The organism is Chondromyces crocatus, assembly GCF_001189295.1.
In the GTDB taxonomy this organism is placed as follows: Bacteria; Myxococcota_A; Polyangia; order Polyangiales; family Polyangiaceae; genus Chondromyces; species Chondromyces crocatus.
Map to the genome: position 1 here is coordinate 9,710,626 of NZ_CP012159.1, position 15,559 is coordinate 9,726,184.

The following is a 15,559-nucleotide window of genomic DNA, read 5'->3' on the forward strand; positions in this document are numbered from 1 at the left end:
CAACCCCGCCATGAGGGCCCACCATCCGCCTCTGGAAACAGGTCGAGACGCGACGCTTTCCATTGAGCGCAGGCAACGCGCTGCTGAGATCGGGCAACGCGCTGCGGCGAAGTGCCGGAAGACGTCTGTGTCCGCACGAATTCGCCTCGTGACTTCGCAAACTCCCTTCACGACTTCACGAAGCGACTTCGCGTCGCACGAAGATCTTTCGTGTCCTCATGAAGCTCCTTCACGACTTCACGAAGCGACTTCGCGTCGCACGAAGATCTTTCATGTCCTCATGAAGCTCCTTCACGACTTCACGAAGCGAGTTCACGTCGCACGAAAATCTTTCGTGTCCTCATGAAGCTCCTTCACGACTTCACGAAGCGACTTCGCGTCGCATGAAGATCTTTCATGTCCTCACGAAGATCTTTCACATCCTCGCAAAGCGACTTCACGTCGCACGAAGATCTTTCGTGTCCTCATGAAGCTCCTTCACGACTTCACGAAGCGACTTATCGTCGCACGAAGATCTTTCATGTCCTCACGAAGATCTTTCGTGTCCTCACGAAGGACCCTTCATGACCTCACGAAGCTCGTTCCTGACCTCACGCAGGACCCCCCATGACCTCACGAGCGATCCTTCGTGTCCTCATGAAGCTCTTTCCTGACCTCACGAAGGACCCTTCATGACCTCACGAGCGATCCTTCGTGTCCTCATGAAGCTCTTTCCTGACCTCACGAAGGACCCTTCATGACCTCACGAGCGATCCTTCGTGTCCTCATGAAGCTCGTTCCTGACTTCACGAAAGACCCTTCGCGTCCTCACGAAGGACCCTTCATGTCCACGTGAAGATCTTTCGTGTCCTCACGAGACCTCCACCTGTGCTCACTTGCTGCGATTCCGCATGGTTACGAAGCGCCACCGTCCACACCTCGCCCTCGGCCACGAGCCCATCCCACATCACCGTACTCATGGCCGCCTGGCTCCCTCTGCAAGTCAGGGTTCCAGTGTCAAAAGAACCAACCCCTTCCCTCGGACGACCGGAATCCTGCGACGCCCTCGCCTGTCCCACCCCCCATCACCCACCGCAGGGAGTTCACGTGTCACCTCGCCGTCTCCTCGGCTCGTTCCGAAGCGAGGCTCGTCCCGAGCCATGGGTCTCGGCATGCCCCACGCCCTGTCGAGGTCCCTGTCCCCACAGACATCGGGCTCGGCGCGCAAACCTCCCCAGCAACGCCGAGAGTCCCCGGGTTCTCTCTGACGTCGACGAGCATCGCTCCAGATCGGATTCGCCATGGGGTACGAGTACGTGTCCGCAGCAAAGCCCGATGATGCTTGCATTGCCTCGGTGCAGCGCGCGCTGAGCCTCGACCCGCGGTACGAGGTCCTGTCGAGCACCGAGACGGGAATCGCTTTGCGTCTGGTCCGTCAGCCTGCGCGAGACCGGTGGCCGGAAGACCTCGACGTGTACTTCCGCCCCGTACTCCGGGTCGTCTTCCATTCCGCCACCCGAAACGATCGCAATGACTTCTTGAAGTCACTTCAAAGCCTTCTCGCCGGTCACGGTCATGACGACCGCTTCGAAGAAGACTGAGCGTCCGCAGGGCTCGTGAGAAGCCCTGTCACGGTCCCGGCATGCATGCCGAGCCTGCTTCATGGGGCGGAAGGGTCGAGAGCGGCGTCCGGACAGCGAGATGGCTGTTCAATCCGCCATGTGCAGCAGGTCCGCAGCAGGAATGCGCAGGCGCCGTGACCTTTCGACCACGGCGCCTGCCTGCCCCCCCTGCTGCGTGAGGTCAGCCCCTCACGTCACTTCTTCGGGAGCGCCTCGCTCAGCCCGTACACCACGCTGGCGCCCTCGGGCACCTGGATGGACGAGCCCTTGAAGTCCTCGCCGATGGGCTGGTACGGCCCGCCCAGGCACTGCGCCAGGAAGGTCTCTGCCACGGCGTTGAACGACAGCCGGTTCTCGGGCCGGGCGAAGCCGTGGCCCTCGTCCGGGTAGAGGACGTAGGTCACGGGCAGCTTCTTGTCCTGCATGGCCTTCACGATCTGGTCGCTCTCCGCCTGCTTCACGCGCGGGTCGTTCGCGCCTTGCCCGATGAGGAGCGGCTTCTTGATCGCGTCGGCCTTGAGGAGCGGCGACCGGCTGAGCAACAGCTCTTTCCCGTCGGGCGTCCGCAGGTCACCGACCCGCTTCGCGAACTGCTCCTGGATGGGCACCCAGTAGGGCGGGATCGACTCGAGCAGCGTCACCAGGTTGGACGGGCCCACGATGTCCACGCCGCAGGCGAAGGTGTCGGGGGTGTAGGTCAGGCCCACGAGGGTCGCGTAGCCCCCGTAGCTGCCGCCCATGATCGCGACCTCTTTCTCGGTCGTGATCTTGCCGTCGACGGCCCACTTCACGGCGTCGAGCAGGTCGTCGTGCATCTTCGCGGCCCACTCCTTGTCGCCCGCGTTGACGAACTTCTTCCCGAAGCCGGTCGAGCCCCGGTAGTTCACGCTCAGCACGGCGTAGCCGCGGTTCGTGAGCCACTGGTGCATCGGGTTCAGGCCCCAGGAGTCGCGCGCCCAGGGGCCGCCGTGCACGAGGAGCACGAGGGGCAGGGTCTGCGTGGGCTTGCCGTCGGCGTCGGGGTCGGCGTCGGGGGGGAGCGACAGGTAGCTGACCAGCTCCAGGCCGTCGCGGGCCTTGATGACCACCGGGGTCATCGTCGCGAGCTTGATGGACTCCAGCGCCTTCTGGTTCGTGAAGAGGAAGTCGGCCTTCTTCTTCACGCGGTCGTAGAGGTAGTAGCGGACCGGGCCGTTGGACTGCGTGAACGCCACCGTCCACTTGCTGTCGTCGAGCGTGCGGCTGATGATGTCGAAGTCGCCTTCGGTGACGGCCTTCAGCGCGTCGAGTTCGGCCTGGATGGCCTTGTCCACGACGTGCCACGTGCGCCGCTCGCGGTTCGACACCACGGCCTGCACCTTCCCCGTCTTCGGGTGCCGGGTCACGCCTTGCACGTCGGACTTCGGGTCCTGCGCGATGACGGTCGCCTTGCCCTTCGCGTCGAGGGTCACGAGGGCAGCCGTGTCGCGGTCGCGGCTGTCGAGGAAGTACAGGATCTTGCCCGCGCGGTCGTAGCCGAGCACGCCGGTGGTCAGGTCGTCCTCGTGAGCGACGGTCACGAACGGTTTCGGCTCCTTCCCGGTCAGGTCGAAGAACTCGCTGCCGCCGGCGGCATTCTTCTTCATCGCGAGGCGGGGCTTGAAGTCGTCGTCGCACTCGATCTCCGCGAACTGATCGTTCTGGTAGACGAGCTTGCGATCACCGCTCTTCAGGTTCACGCGGTAGATGTCGTGGTAGCGCTTGTCGCGATCGTTCAGGGCCACGAGGAGCTCGCCGGGGATCCGGTCGCTCAGGCCGACGATCTGCGCGCGCACGCCATCGTACGGGGTGATGTCCTTGGTCTCGCCGGACTTGAGATCGACGGCGTACACGCGGAAGTTCTCGTCGCCGTCCTTGTCTTGCTGGTAGGCGAGGTACTGGCTGTCGTAGGGCCAGAAGAACATGCGGATGCCGCGCTTGCGGTCCTTGGTGACCACCTTGGCCGCGGCGAGATCCCCGATGGGTGCGACCCACACGTTGAGCACGCCCTGGTCGGGCGCGAGGAACGCGAGGTGCTTGCCGTCGTGGCTGACGCGCGGCGCGGCGCGCTCGGGGTTGCCGAAGAGGACGCTCCGCGGGATGAGCTTGGCGTCGGCGCGGGGCGCCTTCATCGGGGCGGCGGCCGGCGGGGCCGTGGTGGCCACGGGGGTACCCGGGGGGGGCTCCGCCGCGCTGGGCTCCACCGTGGGTGCACCGCCGCAAGCCGTGAGAAGCGTGAAACCGAGAACCGTCGTGAGGGAACGAAGCGTTCGCATGATTCCTCCCTTTCTTCGCGGGCGGTCTTAGCCGGCTTTGTGCCGGCGGTCGACCCGCAATGCCCGCAGTGGGAGGTGGTCACCGCCCGACGCCGATGTGAACCACGAAGGCGTCGGCTCGCGTGAAGTTCTTCCGTCAGCGCTTCAGTGCGTCGCGTCCACTGCGCCAGGGCCGAGGAGCGTGCCGCACATCGTCTTGCAGAGGATGTCCCTCTCGGAGCAGTCGCACTTGCCCTGCTTCTTCAGCTCGAGCTTCTCCTGGATCGCGTTCAGCGTGAAGCCGGCGCGCCGCTCCACCTTCTGCAGCGTCCACCCTTCCTCGATCTGCCGCTGCGTGCGCGGATCGGTGGGCTTGCCGTCGGCCTCGCCGCAGCAGCGGAAGCTCAGGAAGTAGTAATAAAAGTCTTCATCGTGCGTGTAGATCTTGGGGCGGCACTGGTTGCGGACGCCCTTGTACCAGGGGCCTCCGCTGTGCACGCTGTCGAAGTCGCCGCGGCGGCTGTTCTTCGGCTGCTCGGTCGAGACGACCTCGTCGGCGTTCGCGGGGAGGTCGGCGACGCCGAAGTCGCTGATGCACTCGGGCTGGGTGCCGCTGGGCACGCCGCGCCAGAGCCGCGCCAGTTCCTTGGGGTCGCGCTTGGCTACGGCCTTCATGTTGGGGCCGTCCCAGGGGTGGTCGCCGTTGCACTTCTTGGCGTCGCGCACGTAGCCGTAGGGGAACGGCTTCATCTCGGGGCCTTCGCAGGCGAAGGTCCACTCGGACTCGCTGCACATGCGCTTGCCGACGGCGGCGCACTTCATCTGGGCCTGGTGGAAGCGGTTCATCACCTCGGGGCGCTCGCCCTTCACGTTGGGCCATTCGTAGGTGTCGATGCAGTAGCGCTTCTTCACCTTCTGGCCGACGCAGCGGGCCTTCGGCTCGAACTCTTCGCAGACGGTCTTCTTGTTCGACTTGTCGAACCAGCTCTGCTTGCAGGTGTGCTCGACCTCGGTGCAGTACTCGCCCTCGACGAGCTTCATGTTCGCGGGACACGCGCTCGGGCCTTCGGGCTCGGGCGGGGTGGCGGGGGTGCTCGCGGTGGGCGCCGTGGGCGCCGCGGTGGGGTCGGTCGACGCCAGGGGCGCCGGGGTGCTCGCGGTGCCCGGCGGGGTGGCCATGGCCACGGGCGGGGTCGGCTTCGCCGAGGGAGGCGGGTTGTTCACGGGCTCGGGCGCAGCGCCGGAGCAGGCGAGGGTCAGCGTGGGGGCGAGGACGAGGGCGAGCAGCGGGAGGCGCATAAGGCCGGGCCGGGATGGCAGAGGGGGGCGTGGCTGTCAACCAGGGGGAGAGCCGTGAGCCGGGGGTGAGCCGGGGTCGGGTGGTGATGTCACGAGGGGGAGAGCAGCGCAGGCGCTTCCTGCGGAGCGCGTCGCAGGTAGCGCCCGACCCACACGGACAGGCCGAGGGCGATGGCCACGGAGGCCGCCACGGCGACGGGGAAGTGTGCGGTCTCGTGCGCGAGCCAGGCGACGAAGCCGGCGGCCGCGGCGAGGCGCGCCCATTCGAGGGGGACGGCCCAGGCGCGGGCTTCCACGAGGCCGCCCCAGGTTGCCGTGCCGGCCACGAGCACGGCCGCAGCCCAGGAAAGCTCGGCGAAGGAGAGCTTGGGTGCGCCCCAGAGGAGCAGCGTGGTGCCGGCGACGAGGCTCGCGAAGCCGACGGCGCCGTAGAGGTCGAGGCCGCGCGGGACCACGACGTCGTACTTGCGCTGGGTCTCACGGCTGACCTCGGGAACGGTCACCGGGCCGCCGAGATCCTGGGGCATCCACTCGGGGGGCATCACCCAGACGAGCAGCTTGTCGCGAAGCCTCCGGGTCTTGCGCGATCGGTGGAGCAGCTCCTTGAAGTGCTCGACGTTGGCCCAGAGGGGGTTGAAGCTCTGGAGGGGCTTCACCGTGCCATAGACGGGCTCGTCGTCCTCGGGGGTGAAGGTGCCGAAGAGGCGGTCCCAGATGATGAAGATGCCGGCGTAGTTCTTGTCGATGTAGCGGGGGTTCGTGCCGTGATGGACGCGGTGGTGGGAGGGGGTGTTGAGCACGTGCTCCAGCCAGCCGATGCGGCCCACGGCGCGGGTGTGGATCCAGAACTGGTAGAGGGTGTTCAGCGTGAGCATCGAGACGAACATGACCGGCGAGAAGCCGAGCACGGCGAGCGGCACGTAGAACATCCACGAGGTGAGGCCCGTGAACCAGCTCTGCCGGAGCGCGGTGGAGAGGTTGTACTCCTCGCTCTGGTGGTGGACGATGTGCGTCGCCCAGAAGAACGAGATCCGGTGGCTCGCCCGGTGGTACACGTAGTAGCCGAGGTCGACGCCGAGCAGGAGCGCGAACCAGGCGAGGGGCGAGGTGGGGGACATCGTGGTGACGCGGAAATGCTCGTAGACGAGCGCGTACCCGCTGACGTTCACGGCGGCGATGAGCAGGCCGATCACCTGCTGGCCGATGCCGCAGCTCATGCTGCCGACGGCATCGTGGAAGGTGTACCGGAGGTCTCCCTGCCGTCGGTTGACGAGCAGCTCGATGCCGATGAGCACGAGGAAAAATGGGACGGCGAGGGCGATGTAGAGGGCGTCCACGAAATCCTGTCCTTCGCTGTGGGTTCTGTAGGTTCGTAACGATCATACCTCGTGCCGGGCGGCGTGGTGGAGAGAAGGCACGATGTCGTCTCGTGTCGGGTCGCCTCGGCCGCGCGGCCTGAACCGAGCCCCTCGACAAGGAGGCCCGTTCCGGGGTTTGCTGCCGCCAAGGAGGCCCCGGAGCGACCATGGATTTCGAGCTATCTCCCGAGCTCCGCGCGCTACGTCAGGACGTGCGCGCCTTCGTCGACGAGCGGATCATCCCGGACGAAGCGGCCCTCGTGGCCGAGGACAGGCAGCGCAAGAGCGACACGCTGCGGCGGCTCCAGGGCGAGGCACGCGCCGCCGGTCTGTGGACGCCTCACCTGCCGCCCTCGCACGGCGGGCGGGGTCTGGGGATCATGGGCATGTGCGCCCTGTTCCGGGAGATGGGGCGCTCGCCGGTGGGGGCGCGCGTGTTCCACTGTGATGCGCCGGATCAGGGGAACATGGATCTCTTGCTCGGGTCGGCGACGCCCGCGCAGCAGGAGCGCTGGCTGAAGCCGCTCTGCGAGGGAGAGATCACCAGCGCGTTCTGCATGACCGAGCCGGCGCCAGGAGCCGGGGCCGATCCCTCCAACCTGCAGACCCGCGCGACCCGCGACGGGAACGGGTGGGTGATCGAGGGGCACAAGTGGTACTCGACCGGCGGCGGGGACGCGGCGTTCCTGATCGTGATGGCGCGGACGAGCGACGATCCCAGGGCGGGCGCGACGATGTTCCTCGTGGACCGGAAGGCCGAGGGGGTCGAGCACGTGCGCGACATCCCGGTGATGGCGGAGCCGCTGCTCGCGCACCGGGAGGCCGAGCTGAAGTTCCACGGGGTGCGGGTGGACGACGACGCCGTGCTCGCGGGCGTGGGCGAGGGCTTCCGGCTGGCGCAGCAGCGCCTGGTCCCGGCGCGGCTCACGCACTGCATGCGGTGGCTGGGCCTCGCGACGCGCGCGCTGGACCTCTGCAAGCAGTACATCGCCACCCGTCACAGCTTCGGCCAGGTGCTCGCGCGTCACCAGATGATCCAGAAGATGATCGCCGACAGCGCCGCCGCGATCCACGCGGGCAACCTGATGACGCTGCACTGTGCCTGGATGCTGGAGCGCGGGCAGGCGAAGGAGGCGCGGCCCTACTCGTCCATGGCGAAGAACCACGTGGCGAACACGCTGCTGAAGGTGCTCGACGATGCCATCCAGATGCACGGCGGGCTCGGCTACAGCGACGACATGCCCTTCGCCTCGTGGTACCGCCACGCGCGCGCCGCACGCATCGCCGATGGGCCGGACGAGATCCACACCATGGTCGTCGCCCGCGATTTCCTCACGCGAGGACTCGATCTGCTCGTGTGACCCGCGAGGGGATTGTTCTCACCAGCGAACACTCTCGCCCGCCGATCCGGCCTAATCAGCGGACGCACCCCGTCGTAGGCTCCTGCGCGAAGGAGGCCTCACGGCGCTCGCCCCGGCGGCGCGCAGCCCGCACCCCGTCCCATGAAGCTCCCCTTTCGCAAGGCCCTCTTCTGGGTCCATCTGGTCGCCGGCGTCGTCGCGGGCCTCGTCGTCGCGTTGATGTCGTTCACCGGCGTCGCCCTCGCCTTCAAGCCGCAGATCATGGCGTGGGGCGCGGAGCAGACCCTGGTGGCGCCGCCGCCGTCGGCCGGGGCGCGTCGCCTCCCTCTGGAAGATGTGCTCGCCCGGGTCCGCACGGCCGTGCCAGCGCTGCGCCCCACGGCGATCAGCGTGTACGCGCAGCCCGACACGCCCGTGCTGGTGACCGCCGACAAGCACACCTCCTTCCACGTGCATGCGTACACCGGCGAGGTGCTCGGGCAGATCGCGCCAGGCTGGAGCGGGTTCTTCCAGGTGATGGAAGAGTGGCACCGCTGGCTGGGCAGGACGGGTGACCAGCGGGACGCGGGGCGCGCCATCACGGGGGTGAGCAACGCGGCGTTCCTGGTGCTCGCCGTCACGGGTCTCTACCTGTGGTGGCCACGCAAGTGGACGTGGCGCAGCGTGCGCCAGTCGGTGTGGTTCCAGCGGCGCCTGGTCGGCAAGGCGCGCGACTGGAACTGGCACAACACCATCGGTCTGTGGACGGCGCCGGTGCTCGTCGTGCTGACGGCGACGGGCATGGTCATCTCGTACAAGTGGGCCTCGAACCTGGTCTACACGCTCACCGGCAGCGAGCCGCCGCAGCAGGCTCCGCTCACGATCGCCCCGCCTTCCCCTGCGGCGAAGCCTCTCGCCATGGACGCCCTCCTCGATGCGGCGAAGCCCCTCGCTCCCCCCTGGGAACGGCTCACGCTCCGCCTGCCCGAGCCACCGAAATCCAAGGGAGGCACGCCCCCCGCCGAGGCCACCCCGGAGCCGGTGCGGATCACGGTGCGCGAGCCCGACCCGTGGCCTCGCTTCTTCTCGCCGCAGCTCACGCTCGATCCGTACACGGGCGCGCTGCTCGCCCGGGAGGAGTTCGCCGACTACAGCGTCGGTCACCAGGTGCGTCGGTGGATGCGCTTCCTGCACACCGGCGAGGCGCTCGGGGTGGGTGGGCAGCTCGTCGCCGCCCTCGCTTCCCTGGGCGCGCTGTTCCTCGTGTGGACCGGCCTTGCGCTCGCTTTGCGGCGCTTCGCGCGATGGCGCAAGCGGCGTGCAGACGACGCGGACACCAGCGAGGCGTCCCTGGACACGCCAGGAGACGCTGCATGACAACCTGCATCGACGGCACCGCGTGAAGGAGACGCACGCATGAGCACCCCGCGCACTTCACGCACCGCGCGCCCACCTGTGGCAGCGCGTCCCGCTGCGCCGGTGCGCCATCCACGCGGCATCGAGCATCTCAAGGAGGCCTGATGCAGCCGGCCGACGCCTTCAGTCGACGGCACATGACGCCGGGGAAGCGTCAGCGACCCCCTTCCACAGGACGAGGGCAAGCGCATGTCCTTCTTCAGCATCGAGACGAGCAGCGTGGTGATCTTGGCCATCGCCGTCATCGGCGCCGTCCTCACGCTCCACAAGGTCCGCCAGAGGCGAGTCCATGATGTCCACGTCGACGAGGCCGGCAAGCTCCGCGCCGAGATGAGTCTCGTTCGCCGCGAGTTGCAGCTCCGTAATGCGGATTGCGACCGGATCGCGCGCCACTACGCGAGGCTCCAGGTCGAGCTCAAGGAGAAGGAAGAATGCCTGCTCAACCTCGACAGTGACATCCTCTGGCACAGAGAGCAGCTCGCCACCCGGCTGACGCGCGTGAGGCGGACGTACCGCGTCCTCACGATGGGCGTGAAGTACACAGGCAAGACCTCGCTCACGCTGAAGTGGGCGAACCCGCTCGTCGATTTAGGCACACTGAAGGGCACGAAGACCGACCGCTACGAGCGCACGGTCAGCATCACGCCCTCGGACGAGCGCCTCGTCGAGCACGTCTTCGAGATCCACGACTGGGGCGGTGAGCACATCGTGGACGCCCAGCAGGAGATGATCCTGGAGGAAATCCATGGCGTCTTGCTGGTGGTCGATCTCACCGGCAAGGACGGGAAGGCGGCGGATCCGATCCGTATCCAGGCCCAGCTCCGGGCGTTTCAGCCCGAGGCGCTCCGCTTCTTCTTCGGACCGAAGATGCTCTCCACCTGCAAGACGGTGGTGCTCTTCATCAACAAGTCGGACGTCCTCTCGGGCACGTCGGCCGAGGTGGAGAAGACGGCGATGGATCACTACAGGCCGCTCATCGAGGCGCTGGAGCACTACCGCCCGCAGATCGACCTGCGCGTCTTCGTGGGCTCGGCCAGCTACGGCCACAGCACGCATCACCTCTTCGCTCATTTCGTGGAGCGGATCCTTCCGCGCAGTGGCTATGACCCGCAGCTCCTGCAGCGGATGAAGGCCGATCCCGATCCGCCGCGCGCCGGGACGGTGCGGCCGGTGGGGATGCGGCTCACGGGCCCCGGGACGCATGGCGGCTACGTGCTCCAGACACCGCCCGGAGCCAGCACCCTGAACGGTCGCCCGCGGATGGTGGTGAGCGATGCATAGCACCGAGGACACGGGACAGGAGGACTACGTCGCCCCGCGTTTCCGCGCGTCGGAGGGGGCGACGTGGATCCACGCGCTCCACGGCAACGTCCCCGATCACCAGATCGACTTCATCTGCTGCCCCGAGGCGCCGCAGGGAGGTTTCACCCGGACCCACCTCGGCCACCTCACCCGGCTGATGCGGTACATCGAGCCAGCGACGGGCTCGCCTTTCGCGTTCGCGATCGGCAACCTCTCTCGCGACGACACCCAGCACGAGCCGGGGCACGGTGCCTTGGCGCTGCTCTTCGGGCTCCGCGTCGCTGGCGAGACCGACAGCGCCGGGCGGCAGGATCCGCCCCTCGCCCACGCCGTCGTCGCCGTCGATCGCGCGCTCACGGGCGAGGCCCTGCTGGAGGCGACCCTGGCGCTCTACCACCACGTCACGGGTCTCACCGGCGAGAGCACGCCCGAGAACTTCTACCGCGCGTACGCCCGCGGCATGGCCCAGCGCCCCCGCACCGTGCCTTTCCTGCTCGGCGACTACTTCGCAGGGTTTCGCGATCTGCCGGTGCTCGAACCCAGCACGCTCACCCGGCATCCCTCGCAGAGCATCGAGGTGCGATCGGGCCGGATCTTCCTGCTGCACGACGCCGACGAGCCCTTCGAGCGCGTGGCCGTGATGGCGGCGCGGCTGGCCGCGTGGCTCTACCGCAGCAGCCTCCGGTGGACGGCGATCGTCTTCGGGGGCACGGCCGACATCCCGGGCGGCCTGTCGATCGAGTTCGTGACGTCTCCTCCCCTGGCGCTGGGTCCCAAGGATCGCGTGCTCCACTTCAGCGACCTCGCCGACGACGCCTCGGCGCGCGATCTCCTCGGCGTCCGGCGTGTTCCGCGGCGTCCCCGGGCCACATCGGCGCGGCGCTCGGGTCGCTCGAGGAGCTCGTCGTCTCACGGCAGGGCCGCCGCGCGCCCGCGCCGCCTCTCGGATCCAGGTGCCGCAGGTCCCGTTCACCCCGCGCTCCACCGCCGCTCGCCAGCGCTCGCCGTCGCGCCGACGCCGACCTCGTGGCCGCGCGCAGCGAGCGAGCCCTGTTGCCGGTTGCACGGGCGGGTCACGGGCGATGCCCCCTTCGGCGCCCAGCGGGCTCGCCCCGCAGAGAGGCAGCGTGCCCCGCGCTCCGGGTGGCGCAATGTCGTGCTCTCCACGCAGCGCGAGGATGCGTCCCCACCTCGGCGCCGCGTGGTGTCGAGCGGCGTCTGGCTCTGCACCGGGGCCCTCTGCGCCCTGCTGTTCCTCACGGGCCTGTCGGTCATCGCCGCGCGCACCTGGACGCTGGCGTCGCTCGGCTCCCCTTCGCTGTGGCTCTCGCTCGGCGCATCGAACGAATCCCCCGAGGCGCGCTGATTCACACGGCAGGGGCACGCGCCCCCGCCGCCCCGCCGAGCAACGCTCGTCGGGGCTCCACCACCCCGCGATCCACCCGGGAGATCTGGCATGTCTCGCCGCTTCGGGCCTGACGTCGTTGCATCGGGATGCGGACGAAGTCACCGGCAATGTCCATGAGGGCGAACCTCCCTGCCCGCGGGACCACGAGGCGACACGCAGAGGCAGCGTCCGCGGCCGCGCAGGCAGAGAGCCAGGCAGGGAGGGAGGAGCGTGTCCAGCGCGCCCGGGCTCGCTGGCGTTGCTGGCGACGCTGACGCCTGGAGCGTGGCGACGAGATTTCCTGGGGCATGAAGGGCGGTGGCTCGATGCCGCGACGCTCACCACGCAAGAACACGGGGCGGCGTCGCGACGGCTCGGGATGGCTCAGATCAGTGCGTGGGCTTCACGCACTGGCCACGCACGATCACCTTGGGCTTCCTGCACCATGCCGGCCCCGCGCCCCTGTCGGACGCTGGCGAGCGCGTCCCCGCACGGGCTCGACCCATCGCTCTGTTCGCCGCTGCGGGCTCGGCGTCGGCATCGCCCTCCTCCGCTGCCTCTACCGCCTCGTTTCCGGCTTCCTGCGCGCCGGGGGCCGGCTCGGTCACGAACTCCAGCTCGTCCTCGCCTTCGCCCTCTTGCGCCTGCGCCTCCACGGGCGGGGGCGCGTCGACGGCCTCCGGCATCGGCAGCTCCACCCGCGGCAGCTCTCGCGCGAGGGCGGGGGGTGGCTGCGGGAGCATCACGGACAGCGCCCCGGCCCCGCCGAGGCTGGTCACGATCAACCCGGCGACCGCGAGGAAGACGGGCCTCTGGAGCAGCGCAGACGCGGCCCGCGTGGTCGGGACCCCGCGCTGCATCGACTCGAGCATCGAGCCCGCCGAGGCCATGGCGCGCGCCGCGACGGCGGCCTCCAGGGGCAGGACCGGCGCGGATCCCTGGTTCATGTACGGCGCCGGAGGGGGCAGCGGCAGGTCGGGCGACGAGGCCCCCCGCACCGCGGAAGGCGACGACAGCGCCGAGGCCGACAGGGTGGGCGACGCAGGCGTCGCGGAGACGATCCCTCCGGCCAGCAGCGTCTCGGCCCCGGTCACGGGCGCCGGAGGGGACAGCACGGACACCGGCAGCGGCGGAGCTCCGGTTGCCGGGAATGTCACGCCGGCGACGGGTGAGACTTGCGTCGTGGAAAAGATCGGCGCTCTCGGGGCAGGAGGGCCCGACGAGGAGGCGTCGTTCGAAGGCGCGTCCTGCGGCGGAGGCGCGCCGCGGGACAAAGTCCCCCAGGTCATCGATCCCGTGTTCGACGTCGCCTCGACGGCATGCTGCAGCCCTGGGCCGGCTGGGCCCCGCGTAACGTGCGGGGCGACGCCACCTCGAGGCGGCAGGCCACCCACTGGGCCCCCCACGGCCGGAGCGCTCTCCAACGGAGCGGCGCTGGAAGCGCTCGACGACCCCGCCGCCCCATCGAGCACTGGGCTCGCGAGCAGTGGGCTCGCGGTCGCCGTCGCCACGCTGTTCGAAGACGCCAGCGCCTCTGGAGTTCCCGTCCCCTGCGAGGGCGCAGGGATCCCCGCAGTCGTCGCAGTCGTCGCACTCGCCGCGGTCGTCGCGCTCCCTGCGGTCGTCGCGCTCCCTGCGGTCGTCGCGCTCGCCGCTGCTGTCACGCCACCTGCGGACGACTTCAGCAACGCCGTGAGGGGACTCACGCGAACGGAAGGCAGGGTCATCGAGTCGAGCATCGACGAGTGGAACGGCAGCGTCTTCTCGTCGTCCTCGTCCACCTCTTCGGCGCGCGCCGGCGCCATCGAGCGGGACGCCCTCGGCACCGTCGAGGGCACGGGCGCGGACTCTGGCGCGGCTGCCCCCACCGAGGCGGGGCCATCCGCCCGCGTCGACGCGGGCCCTGCCGCCTGCACCAGCGCTGGAGCCCCGGTCCTCACCGACAGGGGCGCCTCCGCCCGCACCGATGCGGGCGCCCCTCCGCGCACGGACAGCGGCGCCTCCGCCCGCACCGACGCGGGCGCCCCTCCGCGCACGGACAGCGGCGCCTCCGCCCGCACCGACGCGGGCGCTCCCGGGCGCGGCGGCGTCAGCGCAGGAGCACGCACCGACGCGGGCGCACCGACGCGGGCCGACGTGGGAGGGGCTCCCCGCGACGACGCGGGCCCTCCGGTACCCTTCACCCCCGCCAGCCCGCGGGCCATCAGCGACGCACAGAAGGGCCTCGTGATGTCGTCGTCGGTCTCCTTCCCCTGAGCGTCTCCTTGCAGGTCGACCGCCGGTGAGCCGAGCGCAGGTCCTGTCGCCGGAGGCGTGAGCGTCGTCGACCGGGTAAGACGATCCCAGGGATCGGTCGCCCCGACGAACGCCTGGAGCGCCTTGGCCACCTGGTCCACAGGTCCGATGCGGTGGTCGCGATCGCGGCACAAGCAGCCCGCCACGAGGTCGACCAGCCCGGGCTCCGTGTTCGGCACGAACCGGGACACCCGCGCGATGTCACCTTGCAGGATCTGCATCAGCAGCGCGCCCCCGTCCTTCTGGCTCTGGAAGGGGTGCTGCCCCGTCAGCATCTCGAAGAGCAGGATCCCGAGCGACCACACGTCCGAGCGCGAGTCGACGTCGGCAGGGAGGCAGATCTGCTCCGGGCTCATGTACGGGAGCACGCCGAGCGCCTTGCCGGACGCGACGCACTCGGCAGGCACCCCGTCCAGGGGGGTGTTCATCCCGATGTCGAGCAGCTTGACCACGGGCGCTGCGCCATCGCGCTCCCGGTGCAGAAAAATGCTCGACGGCTTGAGGTTCCGGTGGACCACGCCCATCGAATGCACCGCGGCGAGCGCGAGGGCGACGTCGCGGCCGACGAGGGCGGCGAGCGTCGGTGCGAAGCGACCATGGCGACGGATGATGTCGGCCAGCGTCTCTCCTTCGAGGAGCTGCTGCACCAGCACCATGTCCCCGCGCTCGGATTCGACGAGGTCATAGAGCTCCACCACGTTCTTGTGGTGCAGCGTCCCGCACGATCGTGCCTCGCGCTGGAGGCGTCGGACCAGGTCCTCGTTCGGCGTCGAGAGGATCTTGAGGGCCACCTCGCGGCCGGTGAAGACATTGAGGCTCGCCCAGACTTCACCCGCGGTGCCACCTCCGAGGCGTCGCCGGAGCTGATAACGCTCGGCGATCACCATATCGGCGGCGAAGTTCGGCCCGGGCGGGTCTTGCACATTGTCTCTATCGCGATCGGCGGTGGTATCCATAGGCGGGCACCCTAGGCCAGGGGGTCACTACCAGGGTTCGCCTCTCCCGCTCCACGCCGCGCACGCTCGAAGCGGCGCGGACGGCACGAGACGACCTGGGGTCCTGAGCTACGTGCTTTGGATGCCGGGACCAGAATGGGCATTGCTGGCACCGGAGGAAATGGAACCGCGCCATCGCAATGCAGACGCCAGCAGTTCGAGGCGGACGGGAGCCGCGGGGAGCACGACGGTCCACTTCATGTTGCAATCGTCGCTGCGCTCCGCCACAGACAGCCGCGGGGCACGGGCCAGCACGGCGCGCGTGTGATGCCGCATGCAATGCAAACGTGGCA

At 68.9% G+C, this 15,559-nt stretch carries 10 protein-coding genes; 5 read left to right on the forward strand and 5 right to left on the reverse strand.

From position 1 onward, the window contains the following. Nucleotides 1-1,280 precede the first annotated feature (1,280 nt). Nucleotides 1,281-1,580: a hypothetical protein gene (locus tag CMC5_RS35135; protein ID WP_050434494.1), complete on the forward strand. Its 300-nt coding sequence runs from the start codon at nt 1,281-1,283 to the stop codon at nt 1,578-1,580. 215 nt (nt 1,581-1,795) lie between these two features. Here CMC5_RS35135 and CMC5_RS35140 read toward each other — a convergent pair whose 3' ends face one another. The 3 genes from CMC5_RS35140 to CMC5_RS35150 all read right to left on the reverse strand — a co-directional run bounded on the left by CMC5_RS35140 (nt 1,796) and on the right by CMC5_RS35150 (nt 6,510). Continuing rightward, nucleotides 1,796-3,895 carry a S9 family peptidase gene (locus CMC5_RS35140; protein WP_050434495.1) on the reverse strand — a complete coding sequence of 700 codons (2,100 nt, stop codon included), beginning with the start codon at nt 3,893-3,895 and terminating at the stop codon, nt 1,796-1,798. Nucleotides 3,896-4,039: 144 nt separating this feature from the next. Further along, nucleotides 4,040-5,173 carry an SUMF1/EgtB/PvdO family nonheme iron enzyme gene (locus CMC5_RS35145; RefSeq protein ID WP_050434496.1) on the reverse strand — a complete coding sequence of 378 codons (1,134 nt, stop codon included), beginning with the start codon at nt 5,171-5,173 and terminating at the stop codon, nt 4,040-4,042. An 89-nt stretch (nt 5,174-5,262) separates the two neighbouring features. Continuing rightward, on the reverse strand, nt 5,263-6,510 hold the full coding sequence (locus tag CMC5_RS35150; RefSeq protein ID WP_050434497.1) for a sterol desaturase family protein: 1,248 nt from the start codon (nt 6,508-6,510) through the stop codon (nt 5,263-5,265). A 188-nt stretch (nt 6,511-6,698) separates the two neighbouring features. On the opposite strand from CMC5_RS35150, the gene CMC5_RS35155 reads away from it, so the two are divergent. The 4 genes from CMC5_RS35155 (at nt 6,699) to CMC5_RS35170 (ending at nt 11,955) form a co-directional block, all read left to right on the forward strand. After that, on the forward strand, nt 6,699-7,892 hold the full coding sequence (locus tag CMC5_RS35155; protein WP_050434498.1) for an acyl-CoA dehydrogenase family protein: 1,194 nt from the start codon (nt 6,699-6,701) through the stop codon (nt 7,890-7,892). A 141-nt stretch (nt 7,893-8,033) separates the two neighbouring features. After that, nucleotides 8,034-9,248, forward strand: a complete 1,215-nt coding sequence (locus CMC5_RS35160) for a PepSY-associated TM helix domain-containing protein (RefSeq protein ID WP_050434499.1) — start codon at nt 8,034-8,036, stop codon at nt 9,246-9,248. 228 nt (nt 9,249-9,476) lie between these two features. Then, on the forward strand, nt 9,477-10,568 hold the full coding sequence (locus CMC5_RS35165) for a GTPase domain-containing protein (RefSeq protein WP_063796400.1): 1,092 nt from the start codon (nt 9,477-9,479) through the stop codon (nt 10,566-10,568). Beyond that, a complete protein-coding gene (locus CMC5_RS35170) occupies nt 10,561-11,955 on the forward strand; it encodes a hypothetical protein (RefSeq protein ID WP_050434500.1) in 1,395 nt (464 codons plus the stop codon). Before CMC5_RS35165 ends, CMC5_RS35170 begins: the two co-directional genes overlap by 8 nt. Before the next feature lies 1 nt (nt 11,956). On the opposite strand, the gene CMC5_RS45335 is transcribed toward CMC5_RS35170, so the two are convergent. Both CMC5_RS45335 and CMC5_RS35175 read right to left on the reverse strand, forming a co-directional pair. Next, nucleotides 11,957-12,112, reverse strand: coding sequence for a hypothetical protein (locus CMC5_RS45335; protein WP_156339096.1), 156 nt, complete (start codon nt 12,110-12,112; stop codon nt 11,957-11,959). A gap of 253 nt (nt 12,113-12,365) precedes the next feature. Then, the gene (locus CMC5_RS35175) at nt 12,366-15,227 is read right to left on the reverse strand and encodes a serine/threonine-protein kinase (RefSeq protein ID WP_082363074.1); all 2,862 of its coding nucleotides are present in this window, start codon (nt 15,225-15,227) and stop codon (nt 12,366-12,368) included. Nucleotides 15,228-15,559 lie beyond the last annotated feature (332 nt).

Bases quoted from the DNA above. Each gene is read 5' to 3' on its own strand.
- CMC5_RS35170 (WP_050434500.1), top strand. From the start codon at position 10,561: ATGCATAGCACCGAGGACACGGGACAGGAGGACTACGTCGCCCCGCGT.
- CMC5_RS35140 (WP_050434495.1), bottom strand. From the start codon at position 3,895: ATGCGAACGCTTCGTTCCCTCACGACGGTTCTCGGTTTCACGCTTCTC.
- CMC5_RS35165 (WP_063796400.1), top strand. From the start codon at position 9,477: ATGTCCTTCTTCAGCATCGAGACGAGCAGCGTGGTGATCTTGGCCATC.
- CMC5_RS35155 (WP_050434498.1), top strand. From the start codon at position 6,699: ATGGATTTCGAGCTATCTCCCGAGCTCCGCGCGCTACGTCAGGACGTG.
- CMC5_RS35145 (WP_050434496.1), bottom strand. From the start codon at position 5,173: ATGCGCCTCCCGCTGCTCGCCCTCGTCCTCGCCCCCACGCTGACCCTC.
- CMC5_RS45335 (WP_156339096.1), bottom strand. From the start codon at position 12,112: ATGGACATTGCCGGTGACTTCGTCCGCATCCCGATGCAACGACGTCAG.
- CMC5_RS35135 (WP_050434494.1), top strand. From the start codon at position 1,281: ATGGGGTACGAGTACGTGTCCGCAGCAAAGCCCGATGATGCTTGCATT.
- CMC5_RS35160 (WP_050434499.1), top strand. From the start codon at position 8,034: ATGAAGCTCCCCTTTCGCAAGGCCCTCTTCTGGGTCCATCTGGTCGCC.
- CMC5_RS35175 (WP_082363074.1), bottom strand. From the start codon at position 15,227: ATGGATACCACCGCCGATCGCGATAGAGACAATGTGCAAGACCCGCCC.